The 19369-nt window shown below is 74.1% G+C and carries 19 protein-coding genes; 11 read left to right on the top strand and 8 right to left on the bottom strand.

The annotated features are described in order from the left end of the window. The 9 genes from K7G61_RS23075 (at position 1) to K7G61_RS23115 (ending at position 6945) form a co-directional block, all read left to right on the top strand. The gene (locus tag K7G61_RS23075; protein ID WP_225848853.1) at positions 1 to 810 is read left to right on the top strand and encodes an oxidoreductase; all 810 of its coding nucleotides are present in this window, start codon (positions 1 to 3) and stop codon (positions 808 to 810) included. Positions 811 to 851: 41 nt separating this feature from the next. Beyond that, on the top strand, positions 852 to 2189 hold the full coding sequence (locus K7G61_RS23080) for a Ni/Fe hydrogenase subunit alpha (protein WP_225848928.1): 1338 nt from the start codon (positions 852 to 854) through the stop codon (positions 2187 to 2189). A 194-nt stretch (positions 2190 to 2383) separates the two neighbouring features. Further along, positions 2384 to 2803, top strand: coding sequence for an SHOCT domain-containing protein (locus K7G61_RS23085; protein ID WP_225848854.1), 420 nt, complete (start codon positions 2384 to 2386; stop codon positions 2801 to 2803). Between the two features lie 99 nt (positions 2804 to 2902). Then, positions 2903 to 3331, top strand: a complete 429-nt coding sequence (locus K7G61_RS23090) for an SRPBCC family protein (protein ID WP_225848855.1) — start codon at positions 2903 to 2905, stop codon at positions 3329 to 3331. A 130-nt stretch (positions 3332 to 3461) separates the two neighbouring features. Beyond that, positions 3462 to 3917, top strand: a complete 456-nt coding sequence (locus K7G61_RS23095; RefSeq protein WP_225848856.1) for a lamin tail domain-containing protein — start codon at positions 3462 to 3464, stop codon at positions 3915 to 3917. Between the two features lie 157 nt (positions 3918 to 4074). After that, on the top strand, positions 4075 to 4710 hold the full coding sequence (locus tag K7G61_RS23100; protein ID WP_225848857.1) for a ParA family protein: 636 nt from the start codon (positions 4075 to 4077) through the stop codon (positions 4708 to 4710). Continuing rightward, entirely contained in the window at positions 4707 to 4967 is a 261-nt protein-coding gene (locus K7G61_RS23105) for a hypothetical protein (RefSeq protein WP_225848858.1), read from the top strand. Before K7G61_RS23100 ends, K7G61_RS23105 begins: the two co-directional genes overlap by 4 nt. 269 nt (positions 4968 to 5236) lie before the next feature. Then, positions 5237 to 5689, top strand: a complete 453-nt coding sequence (locus K7G61_RS23110) for a cupin domain-containing protein (RefSeq protein ID WP_225848859.1) — start codon at positions 5237 to 5239, stop codon at positions 5687 to 5689. Between the two features lie 146 nt (positions 5690 to 5835). Further along, positions 5836 to 6945 (top strand): PP2C family protein-serine/threonine phosphatase, encoded by a 1110-nt coding sequence (locus K7G61_RS23115; RefSeq protein ID WP_225848860.1) that lies wholly within the window; start codon positions 5836 to 5838, stop codon positions 6943 to 6945. Positions 6946 to 6973: 28 nt separating this feature from the next. Here K7G61_RS23115 and K7G61_RS23120 read toward each other — a convergent pair whose 3' ends face one another. From K7G61_RS23120 to K7G61_RS23150, 7 genes are all read right to left on the bottom strand, one after another. Next, positions 6974 to 8584, bottom strand: coding sequence for a fused response regulator/phosphatase (locus K7G61_RS23120; protein WP_225848861.1), 1611 nt, complete (start codon positions 8582 to 8584; stop codon positions 6974 to 6976). After that, complete coding sequence (locus K7G61_RS23125) at positions 8581 to 10392, bottom strand: ATP-binding protein (RefSeq protein WP_225848862.1); 1812 nt, start codon at positions 10390 to 10392, stop codon at positions 8581 to 8583. The genes K7G61_RS23120 and K7G61_RS23125 overlap by 4 nt, the downstream gene beginning before the upstream one ends. Then, entirely contained in the window at positions 10389 to 11432 is a 1044-nt protein-coding gene (locus K7G61_RS23130; protein WP_225848863.1) for an ATP-binding SpoIIE family protein phosphatase, read from the bottom strand. The genes K7G61_RS23125 and K7G61_RS23130 overlap by 4 nt, the downstream gene beginning before the upstream one ends. Next, positions 11429 to 11857: an anti-sigma regulatory factor gene (locus tag K7G61_RS23135; protein WP_225848864.1), complete on the bottom strand. Its 429-nt coding sequence runs from the start codon at positions 11855 to 11857 to the stop codon at positions 11429 to 11431. Before K7G61_RS23135 ends, K7G61_RS23130 begins: the two co-directional genes overlap by 4 nt. Next, the gene (locus tag K7G61_RS23140; protein ID WP_225848865.1) at positions 11854 to 12231 is read right to left on the bottom strand and encodes an STAS domain-containing protein; all 378 of its coding nucleotides are present in this window, start codon (positions 12229 to 12231) and stop codon (positions 11854 to 11856) included. The genes K7G61_RS23135 and K7G61_RS23140 overlap by 4 nt, the downstream gene beginning before the upstream one ends. After that, on the bottom strand, positions 12228 to 13097 hold the full coding sequence (locus K7G61_RS23145) for an STAS domain-containing protein (protein ID WP_374204212.1): 870 nt from the start codon (positions 13095 to 13097) through the stop codon (positions 12228 to 12230). Before K7G61_RS23145 ends, K7G61_RS23140 begins: the two co-directional genes overlap by 4 nt. An 87-nt stretch (positions 13098 to 13184) precedes the next feature. Beyond that, positions 13185 to 13532 (bottom strand): STAS domain-containing protein, encoded by a 348-nt coding sequence (locus tag K7G61_RS23150; protein WP_225848866.1) that lies wholly within the window; start codon positions 13530 to 13532, stop codon positions 13185 to 13187. Positions 13533 to 13971: 439 nt separating this feature from the next. Between K7G61_RS23150 and K7G61_RS23155 the strand changes: the two genes are divergently transcribed. Beyond that, the gene (locus K7G61_RS23155; protein ID WP_225848930.1) at positions 13972 to 17964 is read left to right on the top strand and encodes a SpoIIE family protein phosphatase; all 3993 of its coding nucleotides are present in this window, start codon (positions 13972 to 13974) and stop codon (positions 17962 to 17964) included. Next, positions 17961 to 18281 (top strand): STAS domain-containing protein, encoded by a 321-nt coding sequence (locus tag K7G61_RS23160; protein WP_225848867.1) that lies wholly within the window; start codon positions 17961 to 17963, stop codon positions 18279 to 18281. The genes K7G61_RS23155 and K7G61_RS23160 overlap by 4 nt, the downstream gene beginning before the upstream one ends. Here the strand turns inward: K7G61_RS23160 and K7G61_RS23165 are convergent. After that, positions 18238 to 19368: a hypothetical protein gene (locus tag K7G61_RS23165; RefSeq protein WP_225848868.1), complete on the bottom strand. Its 1131-nt coding sequence runs from the start codon at positions 19366 to 19368 to the stop codon at positions 18238 to 18240. The two genes, K7G61_RS23160 and K7G61_RS23165, sit on opposite strands and share 44 nt — an antisense overlap. Position 19369: the final 1 nt, after the last annotated feature.

Consider the following 19369-nt stretch of genomic DNA (forward strand, 5'->3'; position numbering starts at 1 on the left):
ATGACCGACACCGCCGCCTCCACGGGGCACGCCCGGCCCCGGCTCGGCGTGTTCAAGTTCGCCTCCTGCGACGGCTGCCAGCTCACCCTGCTCGACTGCGAGGACGAACTGCTCGCCCTCGCCGGGGAGGTGCGGATCGCCCACTTCCTTGAGGCCTCCAGCGACGTCGAACCCGGCCCGTACGACCTCGCGCTCGTCGAGGGCTCCGTCTCCACGCCCGAGCAGGCGGAGCGCATCCGGCGGGTCAGGGAGCGGTCCCGGCACCTCGTGACCATCGGCGCCTGCGCCACGGCCGGCGGCATCCAGGCCCTCAGGAACCACGCGGACGCGCGGGAGTACCTGGAGACGGTGTACGCCCGCCCCGACTACATCGAGACACTGGCGACCTCCACGGCGATCTCCGCGCACGTACCGGTCGACTTCGAGCTGCGCGGCTGCCCCATCGACCGGGGCCAGTTGCTGGAGGTGATCACCGCCTTCCTCGCCGGCCGCAGGCCCGGCATCCCCGACCACAGCGTGTGCTTCTCCTGCAAGCGGCGCGGCAACGTCTGCGTCCTGGTCGCACACGGCACCCCCTGCCTCGGGCCGGTCACCCACGCCGGGTGCGGCGCCCTGTGCCCCACCTACGGGCGCGGCTGCTACGGCTGCTTCGGCCCCGCCGCGACCACCAACCTGGGGGCCCTCGTCCCGGTCCTGCGCGAGGACGGCATGAGCGACCAGGACGTCGGGCGGTTCCTGCACACTTTCAACGTGACCGCGTTCAGCGCGGTGGAGGCGGCTCAGGCGGCGGCGAAGGAGGACCGGACGTGACCGGGCCCACCCCGTCCTCCACCGTCTCCCGCGTCGTGCCGATGCCCGCGCTCACCCGCGTCGAGGGCGAGGCCGCGCTGCGGCTGCGGATCCACGACGGCGCCGTCACCGAGGCGCACCTGAGGATCTACGAGGCCCCGCGGTTCTTCGAGGCCCTGCTGCGCGGCCGCGCCCACGGCGAGGCGGTCGACATCACCTCCCGCGTGTGCGGGATCTGCCCGGTCGCCTACCAGACGACCGCCTGCCGGGCCGTCGAGGACGCGTGCGCAGCCGTCGTGGACGGCCCGGTCGCCGCCTTGCGCCGGCTGCTGTACTGCGGTGAGTGGATCGAGAGCCAGACGCTGCACATCCACCTCCTGCACGCCCCGGACTTCCTCGGCCACGACGACGTCATCGGCATGGCCCGCGCCCACCGCGAGCACGTCGAACGAGGGCTGCGGCTGAAACGGGCCGGGAACGCCGTCATGGAACTGCTCGGCGGCCGGTCCATCCACCCGGTCAACGTCCGTCTCGGCGGCTTCCACCGCGCACCCGCGCGGTCCGAGCTGCGGCCCCTCGCCGAACTCCTGCGCACCGCCCTCGACGACGCCTGGGACACCGTGCGCTGGGTCGCCGGCTTCGACTTCCCCGACGCCCGCTGCGACGCCGACCTGCTCGCCCTGGCGGCCCCCGGGACCTACGCCATCGAGTCGGGCGAACCCACCGTCATCCCCGCCGACCGCGGCCTGCCGCCGTACCGCTTCCCCGTGCGCGACTTCTGCGACCACGTCACCGAGGAGCAGGTCCCGCACTCCACGGCCCTGCACTCGCGGCTGGACGGCCGCAGGCACCTCACCGGCTCCCTCGCCCGCTACGCCGTCAGCGGCCACCTGCTCTCCCCCCTCGCCCTGCAGGCGGCGCGGGAGGCCGGGCTGAGCGACCCGCCGCTCGCCGCGGGGGACGGGACGCTGGGGGAGGTGTGCGCGAACCCGTACCGGAGCATCGTCGTCCGGGCCGTCGAGGTCCTGTACGCCGTCGAGGAGGCCCTGCGGATCATCGACACGTACGAGCCCCCGGCGCGCCCGGCCGTGGAGGTACCGCCCCGGGCCGGGACGGGGCACGGGGCCACCGAGGCACCGCGCGGCCTGCTCTACCACCGCTATACCCTCGACGGCGAGGGCCGCATCACCGACGCCCGCCTCGTCCCGCCGACCGCGCAGAACCAGGGCGCGATCGAGGAGGACCTGCGGGTCCTCGTGGAGACCGCTCTGGCCGGCGGAACACCGTCCGAGGCCGACCTGGCGCCGCTGTGCGAGCGCGCCATCCGCAACCACGACCCGTGCATCTCCTGCTCGGCCCACTTCCTCGACGTGGACATCGAGCAGGTCGCGGGGACGTGAACGGCGGCTTCGCCGCGGCCGGTCGTGGGCCCGCCCGATTCCCCGGCCGCGGCGGGCCGGAGGGGACGAACGGCTGGGCCTGATGGCTCTACCCCGTCAGGGCGCCGGGGCCTTGGCTGGTGGGGGATGGATGGTCCACGGCCGGACCGGCGGCCACCGGCTCCCGGCCCGGCCGTGGGGAGAAAGGAGACACCATGTCCACGCCGGTCCCCCTCGCCTACAGCTACCCGGTGCTCGGCGCCTTCTGGACGGTCATGTGGGTCTTCCTGTGGGTGCTGTGGCTGTTCCTGCTCTTCAGGGTGATCGCGGACCTGTTCCGCGACGACACGCTCGGCGGCGGGGCCAAGACGGGCTGGCTGCTGTTCGTCATCCTGCTGCCCTTCCTGGGCGTCTTCGTCTACCTGGTGGTACGCGGCAAGGACATGGGCGCCCGCGAGACACGCCACGCGAGGGAGCAGCGGGAGGAGTTCGACGCCTACGTCCGGCGGACCGCGGCCGGCGGCCCCGAGGAGCGCAGCCACGTCGACGAACTGGCCCGGCTCAGCGAGATCCACGACAGGGGAGCCCTCTCGGACAGCGAGTTCGAGCGGGCGAAGGAGAAGATCCTGCACTGAGGAGGCCGGGACGGGGGCGGTCGGCCCGAACACGGGCGGACACGGCCGGGCCGGGCGGCGCGGTGGGCCGGGCGACGAGCGCGGGCCTATGGTGGCGGCGTGGGCCTGTTCGTGATCGAGCGTTCGACGCCGCTGCCGCCCCCCGAGGCGTGGCGGCGGCTGACCGACTGGCAGCGGCACGCCGAGGCGGTGCCGCTGACCCGGATCACCGTGCGCGGCGCGCCGCCGTCCGGCACGGGCACGGTCGTCGTCGCCCGCACCGGCCTCGGGCGGCTGGGGTTCGAGGATCCGATGCGGGTCACCGCCTGGCGGCCGGGCACGCACTGCCGGCTGGAGAAGACCGGACGCGCGGTGACCGGCTGGGCCGAGATCGACGTACTGCCGAACCGGGACGGGGGACCCGGATCGCTCGTGCGCTGGCGCGAGGACGTACGGGTGCGGGGTGTGCCGCGGGCACTGGACCGGGTGACCGCCCTCGCCGGCCGCTTCGTCTTCGGGCGCCTCGTCGACGCCCTGCTGGAGCGGTAAACCCCGCGGCGGCGCCCTTCCCACGAACCGGACTGCTTTTATCCGACTTTTCCCGGACGGGTGGCGTGCGCTCCCATAGGATGACGCTCTCGCCGGACGAAGACGGTCCGGTTCATGCCAGGGGGGTACCTTGCATCGCTTCACGGCAGTCGCTGCCGCATGTCTGACCACGGCCGTCGCCGCACTGGGTCTGGCCACCGCCGGGCCCGCGCAGGCCGCGGGATCCGTGCACCTGTCGGAGATCTACTACAACAGCCCGGGATCCGACACCGGCTCCAACGCGAGCCTGAACGCCGAATGGGTGAAGATCACCAACTCGACCACCCGGTCGGCGGACCTCACGGGCTGGACGCTCACGGACGCGAGCCGCCACACCTACAGGTTCGGCTCGTACCGGCTCGGCGCCGGGAAGAGCGTGTACGTCCACACCGGCCGCGGCGGGAACACCGCCCTGAACCGCTACCAGGGCCGTTCCTGGTACGTGTGGAACAACGACAAGGACACCGCGACCCTGCGCCGCTCGACGGGCACGCGGGTCGACGTGTGCGCGTACAGCAACAGCCACCGCAGTTACGTGTACTGCTGACGGCACGTGCGAACCCGGCTCCCGTACGGCTCCGGCCGGACGGGAGCCGGGTCCTCGCCGCCGGTGAGCGGCCACACGGGTCATCCTCCGACCCCGACCGGGCGGTTCCCGCGCGCGCCGACGGCGTCGCGCGCCCCGCGCCGCGTACGGTGGCGCCGTGTTGCTGAGCTGCGCGTTCGTCAATCTGAAGCCCGGCGTGGGGAAGACCACGAGCGCGGTCTGGCTGGCCCACGCGCTGCACGAACTGGGGCTGCCCCCGCTGCTGGTCGACGCCGACCCCGCCGGCTCCGCGCTGCGCTGGAGCGAACTGGCCGGCGGCTTCCCCTTCCCCGTGGTCGCGCTCCCCGTCGGGGACGCGCACCGGCGCATCGACGACTTCCTCGGCGAGCGGCAGGCCGTCGTCCTCGACGCCCCGCAACTCGAAGACCACGCGCGCATCGCCCGCAGCGTCATGCGGCACGCCGACGAGTGGGTCGTGCCGGTCACCCCGGCCCCGATCGAACTGGACCGGATGGCCCCCATCCGCAACGACATGAGCGACGTGCAGTCACTGCGAGCCCGGCCGGCCCGCACGGCGGTGCTGCTCAACCGCACCAACCGCCCCGACGCCACCCGTACCGGCCCCGACTCCGACGCGCGGGAGGTGCTCGCGGAACGCGGATTCGACGTCCTCGACACACAGATCGCGCGCCTGGACCTGTACTCCCAGTCGTTCGGCGGTCCCGTCCGCGTGCGGGGAACGGCGTACATGGACCTCGGATACGAACTCGTCAAACGTCAGGAAAGCGCATGAACCAGCGCAGGGACACCTACCGCGCGGCCCTGAGGCGGGACCAGGCCGCCCCCCAGCCCCACGCTCCCAGGACGGCGACGCTGAGCAGCAGGTACGTGCGGATCACCATCGAGGTCGATCCCGCCGTGCGCCGCACGGTGGAGCGCTGGGCGCGCCCGCCGATCGACCTGCTGGCGTACACCGGCACGGCCGCCCTTCGCGTGCTCACGGCGATGTCCGCGAAGCAGCCGCCGCCGGGCGGCGGCGCTCGTCGCTGACCGGCGCCGGTCCGGGTCCCGGTCCACGCGGGCGGGCGGCCGCCGGCGGGGGCTTTCCTTCCGGTTCTGTACCTACTAGTGTGTACGGTGGCCTCGCGCAACGGCCGGACGCCTCGGCGCGTCGTCGCCGGAGCCGCGGAAGCGTGAGCACGAGCACGGGCACGAGCGCCGGCAGACAGGGCCCCGGGCCGCCGCCGGCCCGTCCCGATCGGTGCCGTGCCTTCCGCCGACCGCAGGCCCGCCCACGAGATCGAAGGAACCACGCAGCCATGTCCACATCCCGCGCTCCTCACGGCGCCGCCCCCTCCGAGCCGGCCACCGGCGACGTCCGCACCGAGCACGCCGGCCACGAGGCCGCGCAGCCGCAGCCGCAGCCACCGGCGGACGGGGCGCCGATCAGCCGGGTGATCGTCATGGACCAGGCGCTGCCCCGGCCGCTGGCCACCCGGCGCGTCGAGATCCGGCGGATCACCATCGCGCCCGGCCACGCCTCCGGCCTGCACGTCCACAACGGCCCGGTCTTCGGCAGCATCGAGACGGGCTCCGCCGTCTACCGGATCGAGGGCGAACCGGAGACCCTGCTCGGGCCGGGCGACGTGTTCTACGAGCCGGAGGGCGTGCGCATCGCGCGCTTCGACGCGGGGGAGGACGGCGTGACCTTCCTGGGGTATTTCCTGCTCGCCGAGGGCGTGGACGCCGGACTCGTCTTTCCCGAAGACTGATTCCCGGAGCCTGGTTCCCGAGCGGTGACGGCCGGGCCGGCGGTGCCGGCCGCGGGGCGGCCGAAGGGTGGGGCGGCGCACCCGGCGGTACGTTTGAGGTTATGCGGACGGGTCGGCTCCGGGGACGTCTCCCATCGTCGCTGCGGATGCGGTCCCAACGCGGCGGCATGGTGGCCGCCCTGGTGGCGGTGGCCCTGCTGCTGGTGATCGACGTGGCCAGCGGCCCGGGGATCCGCATCGGAGGGCTCATGGTCGGCGTGCCCGCGCTGTGCGCGGTGTTCCTCGGCCCCGGCCAGGTGCTGGTCGTCGCCGTCGTCACCGTCGCGGGGGTGGTCCTGGCAGCCCAGGAGAACCGGCAGCTGGGTACGGAGAACTTCCCCGTCCAGATCACCACCGTGGTGGTGATCAGCGCCACCTCGGTCGCGGCGGCGATGGTCCGCCAGCGGCGCGAGAAGGAGCTGGCCCAGTCCAGATGGGTCACCGCCACCACCCAGCGGACCCTGCTCAAGCCCCTGCCCGACCGGGTGGGGCCGGTACGTGTGTGCTCGACGTACCTGGCCGCCGACAAGGAGTCGGCCGTCGGCGGCGACGTGTACGCGGCGCTGCCCACCGCCGACGGCGGCGCCCGGATCCTCGTCGGGGACGCGGAAGGCAAGGGGCTGTCGGCCATCGAGCTGGGCAGTTCCCTGGTCCGGGCGTTCCGGCGGGCCACCCGCACAGGTGTGCCCGTTGCCGGGCTGCCGGGCTGGCTGGACAGGAGCCTGCGCGAGGACATCGGCGACATCGCGCTGGCGAGCTCCCGGCCGGCGAACGGCACGCACGAGGCGGCACCGGCGCCGACGGGCCTGGAGGGATTCGCCACCGCCGTCACGGCCGAGATCTCGCCGGACGGCGGAACGCTCCGGATCGTCGACCTCGGCCACCCGGTGCCGCTGCTCGTCCACGACGGCGAGGTGAGGGCGCTGGACCAGCAGGAACCGGCCCTGCCGCCGGGCCTGGGCGACCTGGCCCGGGAAACCCACACCGTCGGCACGTACCACATGGACGTCGGCGACATCCTGCTGCTCTACACCGACGGCGTCATCGAGGCGCGCAACGCGGCGGGGGAGTTCTACCCGCTCGCCGAGCGGCTGCGGCAGTGGACCTCGCGCGAGGGCGAGAACCTGCTGTCCGCGATCACGGAGGACCTCGACCGGCACCTGGTGGCCCCGCGCGGCGACGACGTGGCCATGGTCGCAGTCCAGCGGATCCGCTGAGACCGCGGGCGGGCGGCGCCGCGCACCGTCACCGCAGGCGCGCGGTCAGCAGGGCGATGTCGTCGTTGCCGTCCGGCGGGAAGTGGTTCAGCAGCAGCTCGCACACGTCCTCCACGTCCCCCAGGTCCGGCGGCGCGCCGGTCAGCACCCGGGCCATCCGGTCCATCGCCTCGTCCAGGTCGCCCCCGCGCCGTTCCAGCAGGCCGTCGGTCACCATGACCAGGTGCGTGCCGGGACCGACGGGGACACGCACCGACGGCGGATGGGACAGCCCGAGGCCCAGCATCGGACCGTGTTCGCGCACGAAACGCGTCTGCCCGCCGCCGTCCCGCACGGCCAGCGGCAGGTGGCCGGCGTTGGCCACCTGCAGGGCCCGCCCCGACTCCTCGACCAGGGCCACGCACAGCGTCGCCCCGACCGGGGAGTCGACCTGGAGCAGCAGGTGCTCCAGGCGGGACAGGATGTCGTGCGGGGCGTGCCCTTCGAGTGCGTAGGCGCGCAGCGCGTGCCGCAGCTCCCCCATGACCACGGCGGCGTCCAGCGAGTGACCGGCCACGTCGCCCACCGCGAGCAGCAGCCCGCCGTCCACGGGCAGCGCCTCGTAGAAATCGCCGCCGATCTCCGCGGTCTGGCTCGCGGGCAGGTACCGCACGGCCAGCTCGGCGAGCGGAGTGGAGGGCAGCGAGACGGGCAGGAAGGTGCGCTGCAAGGTGAGCGCGAGGGCGTGTTCCTCCCGGTACGAGCGCAGGGCCTCCAGCGACAGCGCGCAGGCGTGCGCCAGCTGCGTCAGCACCTCGTGGTCGTCGCCGCCGAGCGCCTCCTGCGGAAGGACGACACCCGCCGCCGACCCGGTGCCCTTCACCCGCGCCGAGGCGACGGCCAGCGCCTGGGTGCCGCCGGTCAGCGGGTCCTCGCCGGCCAGGCGCCCGGCCGGCACCACCTCCATCCGCACACCGGCCTCGTCACGTCCCTGCAGGCGCATCACCTCGCGGGCGAACCGCGTCGGCGGACCGGGCAGGCGACGCGCTCCGCCGTCCCGCGTGCCGACGACCTGCACCAGCCCGTCCTCGGCGGTGCGGACCACCACGAGCGCCGGCGTACCGAAGATGCGGCCGGCGCCGGACGCCGCCCTGGCGGCCAACTCCGCCACGTCCTCGGCGTGGTAGAAGTCCAGCGTGGCGCGGTTGAGTTCGGTCAGCCGGGCGGCGAGCGTCTCGGCCCGCTGCCGGGCCCGCGCGTAGCGCAGCGCCGCCGCCACCGTCGCCACCAGCTCGTTCGGGGCGACGGGCTCCGTCAGGTAGGCGTCGGCGCCGCGGTTGAGGCCCTGCGCCCGGTCGGTGACGCTGATCGCCGAGGCCGAGACGTGGATGACCGGCAGCGCAGCCGTCTTCTCGTCGGCCTTGATGACCTCGCAGACCTCGAAGCCCGTCATGTCGGGCAGCCGGACGTCTATCACCGCCACCTCGGGCAGCTCGGACGCCTCGCGCAGCAGCGCGAGGGCGCCGCCGCCGTCCTCCGCCTCCAGCACCTCGTGCCCGGCCCGGCGCAGATACGTGCCCAGGACGTAGCGGTTGGTGGGATTGTCGTCGACCAGGAGCACACGCGCGCCGGCGTCGGAGCCGGCCCGCCCGGGCGTCACCGCTCCTCCGCGCCGTGCAGCCGCGGCGAGGGGGAGGTGCCGAGCACCGGTGACAGGATGTCGGCCAGCCGCGCCGCCGACAGATGCGTCTTGCCCAGGACGGCCTGGGCGTGACCCAGCCGTGAGGCGTCCAGGCCGGGGCCGCTGTCGGCGGAGAGCACGATCACGGGCACGCGGTTCAGCTCCTGGTCCTCGGCCAGCAGGGCCAGCAACTGGTACCCGTCGGGCGGTGGCATGGAAAGGTCCAGCAGGACGGCGTCGGGGCGGCTGCGCCGGATCGTGGCCATGGCCTCGGAGCTGTCGCCGACGTCGGTGACCTCCCGGGCCAGTTGCGCCAGCACCGGCCGGACCGACACCAGGAAGGCCGGGTCGTCGTCGACGACCACCAGGCGCTCCACGTGGAGCGGAACGGGAGCCTCCTCGCCGGCGGACCGCGAGTCGGGCGGTCCCGCGGGTATCCGGATCACGACCCGGGTGCCCTCGCCGGGCTCGCTGTCCAGCGTCATCCGGCCGCCGAGGAGCTCGGTCAGCCGGCGCGCGTACGGCAGCCCGAGCCCGGTGCCGGAGCGCGCTTTCTGGTGGGAGCCGCGCACCTGGTAGAACTCCTCGAAGACCCGCACCTGTTCGTCGAGCGGAATGCCGATGCCGGTGTCGGAGACTGTGAAGGCGCACCACGGGCGGCCCGCCTCCTCGCTGTGCTCGACCGTGAGGCGGACCTCGCCGCTCTCGGTGAACTTCAGGCTGTTGGACAGGACGTTGCGCAGGATCCGGGTGAGCATCACCTCGTCGGTGACGATCGGCGCCCGGTCGTGGTCGTCGGGGATGACCAGCGCCACACCGGGCCCGGTGGTGGCGCGCAGCGTGCCGCGCAACTGGTGGAGCAGCATCCGCAGGTCGACCGGCACCAGCTCGGGTTCCAGCCGCCCCGACTCGGCCTTGGCGACGTCCAGGAGCTCCTCGACCAGGGCGAGCATGGTGCTGCCCGACGACGCGATCATCTGGATCTGCTGCCGCTGCTCCTCGGTGAGGGGGTCGGCGTCCGGAGCGAGCAGCAGCCGGGTCAGCCCGATGACGCCATTGACCGGGGAACGCAGCTCGTGGCTCACGTTCGCCCAAAAGCGCGTCTTGGCCTCGTTGAGCAGGCTCAGCTGCCGGGTCTTCTCCTCCAGCTCGGCGTACAGCGCCACGACGCCGCTGTTGGTGGCCTCCAGCTCGCTCGACAGCTCCGCGTACAGGGCCATGACGCCCTGATTGGTCTGTTCCAGCTCCTGGTTGAGCCGCTGGAGCTCCTCCTGCTGGGCACGGGCCTCCTGGAGGGCGGCGAGCAGATCGTGGTTCTGGCTCCGAAGTTCCTCGCCCATGCTCACGCCGCCCAGTCCCATCAACTCCTCACGTACTCCCGCGGCCCGTTCCGGGAGCGGCCGAGTCGTCCCGGGAAGCGGCTGCCCAAGAATCACGCGGGGAAACGGCTCCTCGTCGAAATGGACGGTGTGGAGCAGCCGGCGCGCCGCCTCGACCGCCCCCTTCGCCGGACGCCTGCCGCCCGACCAGCCGAACACGGCGGTGATCCGCGGCCGTTCCCCGTCGACCAGCACGAGGCGGCCGGTCAGCCCGCGCGCGCCCAGCAGGTCCCGGCCGATCTCGCCGACCACCGTGGCCAGCCGCACGGTCTCCGGCTCCGACATGCCCAGCAGCCGGCAGGCCACCTGGCAGTCCCTGCGCAGGGCCAGCAGCTCCCGCTCGCCGGCGACCGCCAGCGACAGGACGGACAGCGGGTCGTCGCCGGGGACCCGCGGGGCGGGGTTCACGACGGCACCTTCACCACGACGATGCCCGCGTCGTCACGGCGGGTGCCGGCCTGCCACAGCAACTGGGCCGCGACCAGCGCCGGTGTCTGCGCCGTCAGCCCGGGGAACTGCTTGGGAAGCCAGCGCCCGCTGAGTCCGTCGGAGTGCAGTACGAGGGCGTGGCCGGGCGGCAGGTCGGCGGTGTAGGTCTGCGGGCGGCCGATGTTGTGCCCGGCGATGCCCGGCGTGGACATCAGGGTCTGCCGGGAGTCGGGGCCGAGGACGAAGGCGGAGATGTTGCCCGCCCCGCACAGCGCCACCGTACGGGCGCGCGGATCGACCCGCGCCACCGCGACGGCGGCGCCCCGGGTGCCCTTGAGCCCGGCATGGATGTCGGCGAGGATCCGCGACGGCTCGGCGGCCCGGCTCTCCCGGAATGCCACCCGGGCCTCGTCGCCGGCCCGGGCCGCGAGCGGACCGTGGCCGAGGCCGTCGCACATCATGACCAGCAGGCGGGGCGGGCCCTCACCGGCCGGTTGCTCCCGTACCGCCCAGGTGTCGCCGCAACTCGTCTCGCCGTTGATCGGCCGGGTGAGGCCGCTGACCTCGGCGGCCGGGACCGGCTCCGGGCCGCCGCCCGGCGGGGCCGCGAAGCGCGCGTACAGGCCGGTGCCGCGGCCGGGCAGGGTGTGGATGGCGAAGGTGTCGGCGAGCCGGCGGATGGCGCCGAGTCCGACCCCCAGCGTGCCGGCCGTGGACGAGCCGTCGCGCAGCGCGGAACCGAGGTCGGCGATGCCGGGACCGCTGTCCAGCGCCAGCAGTTCGACTGCCGCCTGGGCGCCTTGGGTGGTCACCCGCAGGGCCAGTGCCCCGTCGATCGCGTGCCGCTGCAGGTTGGTGGCCGCCTCGGTGACCGCCAGCGCCAGGTCGGCGGCGCGGCCGTCGGTCAGTCCCGCCCGGTGAGCGAGCACGGCGGCCTCGCGCCGTCCCGCCGCCGCCAGTCCGTCGCCGCTGCGCAGCCACAGCACTTCGCCCGCTTCGACGGGCGAGGCCGGGGTCATCGTGCCCACTTGACGACCACGACCTGGGTGCCCTCGCCGGGCGCCGAGACGATGTCGAACTCGTCCGCCAGCCGACGGGCGCCGCTGAGGCCCAGGCCCATGCCCTTGCCGGACGACCAGCCGTCGGTCAGCGCCAGGTCGAGGTCGGCGATGCCCGGGCCATCGTCCCGGAACAGCACCTTCACCCCGGTCTTGACGCCCCTGGTGACGACGCTCACCCGCATCGTGCCGCCGCCGCCGTAGGTCAGGGTGTTGCGTGCCAGCTCGCTGGCCGCGGTGACCAGTTTCGTCTGGTCCACCAGGGACAGCCGGGCCTGCTGCGCGAGCGCCCGGACGGTCTGGCGCGCCCTGACCACGTCGGCGTTGGCGGCGATGGGCGATTCCTCTGCCGTCGACTCCTCGACCGGCTCGACGCCGGTGCTCACCGGCGTACCGGACCCTCGGCCCGGGCACGGCGGAGCGCTCCGAGGCCCTGCTCCAGGTTGAGCGCGGTGCGCACGCCGCCCAGCGACAGGCCCAGCTCGACCAGCGTCATGGCCACGGCGGGCCGCATGCCCACCACGACGGTCTCCGCGTCGAGGACCCGGGAGATGGCGGCGATGGTGGCCAGCATCCTGCCCACGAAGGAGTCCACGATCTCCAGGGCGGAGATGTCGATCACGACGCCGTTGGCCCCCGTGTCGACGATCCGCTGCGACAGGTCCTCCTGGAGGTCCATCACCATCTGGTCCTCCAGGTCGACCTGGATGGACACCAGCAGCACGTCCCCGATCTTCAGGATCGGTACCCGGTCGGTCACGCGGGCCCGCCGATCCCGGCTTCGGCCGCGTTGTTCTGCTCGATCTGCTGCAGCGCGTGGCGCAGCGCGTCCGCGAGGGTCGCCTTCGTGGTGATGTCACCGAACTCGATGCCCAGCGCCACGATGGTCTGGGCTATCTGGGGCCGTATGCCGGAGATCGTGCACTCCGCGCCCATCATCCTGGCCGCCACCACCGTCTTCAGCAGGTGCTGGGCGACCTGGGTGTCCACCGAGGGGACGCCGGTGATGTCCACGATCGCGTGGGTGGCGTTCTGGTCCAGCAGCGACTGCAGCAGCTTCTCCATCACCACCTGGGTGCGGGCCGAGTCCAGTGTGCCGACCAGGGGCACGCCCACGACGCCGTTCCACAGCTTCACCACCGGGGTCGACAGCTCCAGCAACTGCTCGGCCTGCGCGGAGATGATCTCCTCGCGGGTCTTGGCGTGCGCCTCGACGGTGTAGAGCCCGAGGTCGTCGAGCACCCGCGCGAACTGCAGGTACGCCGTGACCTCCGCGGTGCCGGACAGGGCCGGCTCCAGCACCTCCTTGAGCGCGAAGACGCCGATGGCGGTCTCGGTGGGGCTGAACCCCTGCCGGGCGCGGGTGCGGGACAGCTCCGTCAGCATGCTGCGGACCTCCCCGTACGCCTCGTTCCTGGTGGCCAGGCCGCCCTCCCGCAGTGCCCGCATCAGGGCCTCGTACAGTTCACCGAGGTCCTGCTGGATCTCGGCCGGCGTGACGCGGCCGGCCAGCGTGGACGTCACGGTGCGCACCCACTGCGCGACGAAATCGTCCTTGCTGTCCGACAACAGGCTCAGCAGCCGGTCCGTCTCGTCGTGCGCCATCAGTGCACCCCTCGATCTCATCTCTGTCGTCTCCGTCGTCCGAAGTGGAGACTCTACGGCATGGCGCGCGCCGCCCACGGGTCCGGACCCGGCGGTGGAGAAGGCGGCTCAGAGCGCTCCGACGGCCTGCTCCACCGTCGGGTAGGAGTCGAAGATCTCGTGCAGGCCGGCGATGCCGAACACCCGCTGGAGGTCGCCGCTCAGGCCCGCCAGCGCCAGCGGGACGCCCGCCGACCTGGCCTGCTGGTAGGCGGCGACGAGAACGGTGATGCCCGTCGAGTCGCAGTACAGCAGCCCGGTGAGGTCGATCACCACCCCCGCCGGCGGGAAGGGCGTCTCCCGGATCACCTCGCCCAGGTCGGTAGCGTTGGAGTAGTCCAGTTCGCCCGCCGCCGTGATGAGCGCGGGGCCGGCCGGATGCGTCGCCGAGGTGACGCTCAGTACGGGGTCGTTCACCGGTCCGCCCGCCGTCCGCTGTCCGTCACCGTGGAGCCTCCCGCCTCGTGCCCGCCGACGTTTGTCCGCCGAACGCTGGGCAGACGTATCCTACGCGCGTCACTTCCCGGCATCGGCGGACGAAGCGGTCATCCGGGCGGCAGCGGCGGGCGTACCGCGGGCGCGGCACGCGCGGGGTGCCGCGGAGCAGTTCGGTGAGCACGGTCGCGGGCGTCGAGGAGGGGCACGAGTGGCGGGGAACGAGGAGGGGCGGGGCCGGCGGGCGGCCGGGGACGGTTCCGGGGTGTCCGGGGACGGTTCGGAGGTGTTCGCCGCCGACGACGAGGTCGGCCGGGACCTCGCGGCGGTCGACTGGGCGGCGACCCCGCTGGGGCCGCCGCGGACGTGGCCGCAGAGCCTGCGCACGGCGGTGAGCATCCTGCTCTCGTCCCGGTTCCCCATGTGGATGGCCTGGGGTCCGGAGCTGACCTTCTTCTGCAACTCCTCCTACCGGCGGGACACCCTCGGCCGCAAGTACCCGTGGGCGCTGGGCCGCCCGGCGGCCGAGGTGTGGGCCGAGGTCTGGAACGACGTGGAGACCCGCGTCGCGACCGTCCTCGGCACGGGGCAGGCGACCTGGGACGAGGGCCTGCTGCTGTTCCTGGAGCGCTCGGGCTACCTGGAGGAGACCTACCACACCTTCTCGTACAGCCCGCTGCGCGACGAGACGGACGCGGTCGTCGGCATGCTGTGCGTGGTCAGCGAGGACACCGAGCGGGTGGTCGGCGAACGCCGGATGGCCACGCTGCGGGATCTGGGATCCGACCCCAGCGTGGTACGCACCGAGCGGCAGCTGCTCGCGTTCGCCTGCCGGCAGCTCGAACGCAACCCCTGGGACCTGCCCTTCACGCTGACGTACCTGTTCGACGAGGACGGCGGCGCCCGGCTCGCCGGCACCACGGCCCTCCCGCCCGGCCACCCCGCGGCCCCGGCCCGGCTGCGTGCCGGGGCGGCCGGCGCGGTCTGGCCGGTGGGGAAGCTGGCCAGGGGCGAGTCCGCGGTCGTGGCGCTGGACGGCCCGCCCTTCACCGCGCTGCCGGCGGGCGGCAGGCGGCAGCCGCCGACACATGCCCTGGTGGTACCGCTGTCGCAGCAGGGCGGCACGCCGTACGGGTTCCTCGTCGCGGCCGTGAACCGCTACCGGCCGCTGGACGACGGCTGCCGCGGGTTCGTGGAACTCGTCGCCGCCCACCTCGCCGCGGGCATCGGCAGCAGCCGCAGCTACCGGGCGCAGCAGCGGCGTGCCGAGGAACTGGCCGAACTCGACCGCGCCAAGACCGCCTTCTTCTCCAACATCAGCCACGAGTTCCGTACCCCGCTCACCTTGATCATGGGCCCCGCGGAGGAACTGCTCGGCCGGCTGCCGGACCCCGACCCGCGGGTGCGCGAGGACCTGGAGACGATCCGCCGCAACGCGCTGCGCCTGGGCAAACTCGTCAACACCCTGCTGGACTTCTCCCGCATCGAGGCCGGCCGGATGCGGACCCGCTACGAGCGGGTCGACCTGTCGGCGGTCACCGCCGAACTCGCCGGTGTCTTCCGCTCGGCCGTCGACCGGGCGGGCCTGGCGTACGAGGTGGACTGCCCCCCGCTGCCGCGGCCGGTCCGCCTCGACTGCGAGATGTGGGAGAAGGTCGTCCTCAACCTGCTGAGCAACGCGCTCAAGTTCACCTTCGACGGACGCATACGCGTGGCCGTGCGCGGCGAGGCCGAACACGCGGTCGTCACCGTCGCCGACACCGGCGTCGGGGTGCCGAAGGAGGAGATCCCGCGGCTGTTCGAGCGGTTCCACCGGGTCGAGACGGCCCGCGCGCGCTCCAACGAGGGCAGCGGTATCGGCCTGGCACTGGTCAAGGAGCTCGTCGCCCTGCACGGCGGCACGATCACCGCCGACAGCCGCGAGGGCGAGGGCACCGTCTTCACCGTGCGCCTGCCCTACGGCCCCGCGGAACCGGCGTCCGGCGCCCCCGGTCCCGGCGACGGCGCGCGGGTGGTCTCGTCCGTCGCCGATCCGTTCGTCGAGGAGGCCCTGCGCGCGCTGCCCGGCACGTCCAACGGCGGCGAGGGCGCCGCGGGCAGCGACGAGGACCCCGCCGCCGGACCGCCGGCCGGGGCGGCCGTCCGCGGCGGCCCGATCGACGTGCTCGTCGCCGACGACAACGCCGACATGCGCGACTACCTCACCCGCCTGCTGGAGGGCGCCGGCCACCGGGTCCGCGCCGTGGGCGACGGCCGGGCCGCGCTGGACGCGGTGCGCGACCACACCCCGGACCTGCTCGTGGCCGACGTGATGATGCCGCGGCTCGACGGCCTGCGGACGGTGGCCGCCCTGCGCGCCGACCCGCGCACGGCCAGCGTGCCGGCCCTGCTGCTGTCGGCGCGGGCCGGCCAGGAGGCGGCCATCGAGGGCCTGGACGCCGGCGCGGACGACTACCTGGTCAAGCCGTTCTCCGCCGCCGAACTCCTGGCCCGGGTACGGGCCACCGTGGAACTCGCCCGGCTGCGCACGCACCAGGCCCGCTGGCGCGGCGCCCTGGTGGACTCCTTGCAGGAGGCGTTCTTCGTCTGCGACGAGCACGGCGCCGTCGTCGAGGTCAACGCCGCGTTCGCCGAGATCCTCGGCTTCGGGCCGGAAGGCCTGCCGTACGCCCCGGCGCAGCCCTGGTGGCCGGACGCGGCCGGCGACCCGGAGGCGCGCCGGCAGGTGGCGGAGGTCTTCGCCGAGGTGCGGGAGCACGGCAAGGCCGGCCGCACGCTGCCCGCGATCCACCGCGACGGCCACCGGCTGCGGGTGTCCGCCAGCCTCGCCGAGGTCCGCGACCCGGACACCGGGCGGCGGATGGTGGTGGGCACGCTGCGCGACGTGACGGCCGAGCACCACGCCATCCGGCGCGAGACGGCGGTGGCGGCGCTCAGCGTCCGCCTGACCCGGGCCGCCAGCACGGCCGAATCCCTCGACGGCGCGGTGGAGGAACTGCGGGCGCTGTGGGACGCCCGGTGCTGCACGGCCGTCGTCTTCCCGGCAAGCGGCCCGCCGGAAGTCACCGGCACCGATCCCGGCGGCACCTGGGACGCCCTGCCCGAGGAGCGCCGGGCCGCGCTGACCGCGCTGTGCGAGGGCCCCTCGCTGACACCCGCCACCGACGTGGCCGGGGGCACCGCGGTCACCCTGGAGCACCCCCGGGGCCCGATGGCGCTGTGGCTCGACCTCGGCGGGCGGCGCCCGTTCACCGAGCAGGACCTGACCCTGCTGTCGCTGCTGGCCGGCCATCTCGCGCAGGGCCTGTCCCGCGCCCACCAGATCGACCAGCAGCGTGAGACGGCCCTGGCCCTGCAGCGCGCCATCCTGGGCCCGGCGGACCTGCCGGAAGGGTTCGCCGTCCGGTACGAGCCGGCCGCCCGGCCGCTGGAGGTCGGCGGCGACTGGTACGACACCGTCGCCCTGCCCGACGGGCGCATCGGCATCGTCGTCGGCGACTGCGTCGGCCGCGGCCTGCGGGCCGCCACCGTGATGGGCCAACTGCGCAGCGCCTGCCGCGCGCTGCTGCTCCAGGACCCCAGCCCCGACCGGGTCCTGGTCGCCCTGGACCGCTTCGCCGCCGGCGTGCCGGGCGCGGTGTGCACCACCGTCTTCTGCGGTGTCCTCGACCCCGGCTCCGGCCACCTGCTGTACTCCAGCGCCGGCCACCCGCCCGGCGTGCTGGTCGCCCCCGACGGCACGGCCGCGCTGCTCGACCAGGGACGCTCCACCCCCCTCGCGGTGCGCGACGGCGACTCGCGCCCGTGCGCGGAGCACACCGTGCCGCCGCTGGCGACCCTGCTCCTCTACACCGACGGCCTGGTCGAACGCCGCAGGCGGCCGCTGAGCGAAGGCATCGGCCAGGCCGTCGCCGCCGTGCTGGAGGGCCGCGACGCCCCGGTGGAGGAGCTGGCCACGGGGTTGATGGAGCGCATGAGCCCGCCGGGCGGATACGACGACGACGTCGCGCTGCTGCTCTACCGGCACCCGGCGCCCCTGCGGGTCGCCTTCCCCGCCGAGGCGCACCGGCTCGCGCCGGTCCGCAAGGCCCTGCGCACCTGGCTGAACCAGTGCGCCCTGCCGCCGCAGACCGTGCAGAACGTGCTGGTCGCCGCCGGCGAGGCCTGCGCCAACTCCGTGGAACACGGCCACCGCGACACCCCCGGCGACACGATCCGGCTGCGAGCCGAACTGCTGGCGGACGGCCTGAGCCTGACCGTCGCCGACACCGGCCGCTGGAAGCCCCCGCTGCCCGGTGCCAGCCCGCACCGCGGCCGCGGGATCGCGCTCATGCGCGCCCTGATGGACAGCGTCACCGTCACCCCCGGACCCGACGGCACCACCGTCGCGATGCGCACCAGGATTACGCCATGACCACACCGCTGACCCTGACCACCCATCACCGCCCGGACGGCTCCCCCCTCCTGACCGCCGTCGGCGAGGTCGACATGACCAACTGCGGCGCGCTCGCCACCGCGGCCGACGAGGCGCTGAACGGCGCCCCCGGCCGCCTGGTCGTCGACCTCAGCCGCGTGGAGTACCTCGACAGCGCCGGGCTGAGCGTGCTGCTCCTGCGGGCCGACCGGATCGAGGTCGTCGCCACCGCCCTGCTCGGCCCGGTGCTGACCGTCTGCGGACTGACCGAGCTCACGACGGTCCACGGTCTCGGTCCGTCCGACCCGCTCCCTTGAGGAGGAAGCCGAGCAGCTCGACCCGGCCGGGCCCGGCGAGCGCCATGCGGTGCAGGCCTGCCAGCATGCCGGCGACCGCGGCGGTGACGCGGGTGGTACGGGCCTTGCGCTCGACCCAGCGCCAGTCGCCGTCCGCGTTGGCCTCCAGGAACACCGGGGCGCCGCGCCGTACCAGGAAGTCGAACGCCGCGTAGCGCAGGGACATGGCGGCGGCCAGGGTCCTGGTGGCCGCGGCCACCCGCGGCGGTGTCGCCAGCGCGCGGACCTCGACCCCGTCGGGATCGGTCCACAGGGACGCGGGCGACTCCTTGCCGATCCGGAAGGTGTGGATCCGCCCCGCCACGTGGTAGACGCGCAGCTCCGCCTCGTGCTCGACGTACTCCTGCACGACGACGGGCGGCCCCGGGCACGGACCGGCGGCGGACAGCCGGTCCCGGTCGACCACCACCGGGAAGACGCCGCCGAGCCGGCCCGGCGCCGGCTCGACGAAATGGTGGTGGGCCGCCTTGACCACCAGCCGCGGGCAGTCGAACCGCGCCACGGCGTCGTACGGGTCGGTGGTCAGCATCGTGCGCGGCACCGCGACCCCGTGACGGCGGGCCAGGCGCAGTTGGGAGAGCGGGTCCGGGCGGGGCAGGTGTATCGCCGTGCCGGAGGCCGCGGCCAACTGGACGGCCGCGGCCTGCCACGACTCCCGCTGGAACGCGGCGCGGGCGGCGTCCGCGCCGCCCTCGATCGCGGCCGGCGAGAAGTGCCTGATCCAGGTCACGGTGGGGGAGAGCCGGCGGCCGCCCAGCCGGACCGTCCGGCCGTCCGGGGCGACGGACAGGCCGGTGGTGGCCACGATCTCGTCGGCGTTCAGCCGGACCGACCGGATGCCCTCGCCGGCGAGCAGGTGCCGTACCGGGTCCACGTCGGCGTCGCTCGTGCGGGTGAGCAGCAGGACGCAGGGGACGGGCCGGGGCCGGACGTCGAACGACCGGGCGGGGTCGGAGAGCTGGGCCAGGAAGTCCCGGCCGTCGCCGTCCGCGTCGCCGTCCCTGTCGTCGTCCCCGTTCGCGGCTCCGTCAGCGTCGAGGTCATCCATC

It is taken from the genome of Streptomyces sp. HPF1205 (assembly GCF_020400825.1).
Lineage (GTDB): Bacteria > Actinomycetota > Actinomycetes > Streptomycetales > Streptomycetaceae > Actinacidiphila.

Excerpts from the sequence above, each read along its gene's own strand:
- K7G61_RS23075 (WP_225848853.1), top strand. The coding sequence starts at position 1 with ATGACCGACACCGCCGCCTCCACGGGGCACGCCCGGCCCCGGCTCGGC.
- K7G61_RS23080 (WP_225848928.1), top strand. The coding sequence starts at position 852 with ATGCCCGCGCTCACCCGCGTCGAGGGCGAGGCCGCGCTGCGGCTGCGG.
- K7G61_RS23085 (WP_225848854.1), top strand. The coding sequence starts at position 2,384 with ATGTCCACGCCGGTCCCCCTCGCCTACAGCTACCCGGTGCTCGGCGCC.
- K7G61_RS23105 (WP_225848858.1), top strand. The coding sequence starts at position 4,707 with ATGAACCAGCGCAGGGACACCTACCGCGCGGCCCTGAGGCGGGACCAG.
- K7G61_RS23110 (WP_225848859.1), top strand. The coding sequence starts at position 5,237 with ATGTCCACATCCCGCGCTCCTCACGGCGCCGCCCCCTCCGAGCCGGCC.
- K7G61_RS23115 (WP_225848860.1), top strand. The coding sequence starts at position 5,836 with ATGCGGTCCCAACGCGGCGGCATGGTGGCCGCCCTGGTGGCGGTGGCC.
- K7G61_RS23130 (WP_225848863.1), bottom strand. The coding sequence starts at position 11,432 with ATGACCCCGGCCTCGCCCGTCGAAGCGGGCGAAGTGCTGTGGCTGCGC.
- K7G61_RS23145 (WP_374204212.1), bottom strand. The coding sequence starts at position 13,097 with ATGAGATCGAGGGGTGCACTGATGGCGCACGACGAGACGGACCGGCTG.
- K7G61_RS23155 (WP_225848930.1), top strand. The coding sequence starts at position 13,972 with ATGTGGATGGCCTGGGGTCCGGAGCTGACCTTCTTCTGCAACTCCTCC.
- K7G61_RS23160 (WP_225848867.1), top strand. The coding sequence starts at position 17,961 with ATGACCACACCGCTGACCCTGACCACCCATCACCGCCCGGACGGCTCC.
- K7G61_RS23165 (WP_225848868.1), bottom strand. The coding sequence starts at position 19,368 with ATGGATGACCTCGACGCTGACGGAGCCGCGAACGGGGACGACGACAGG.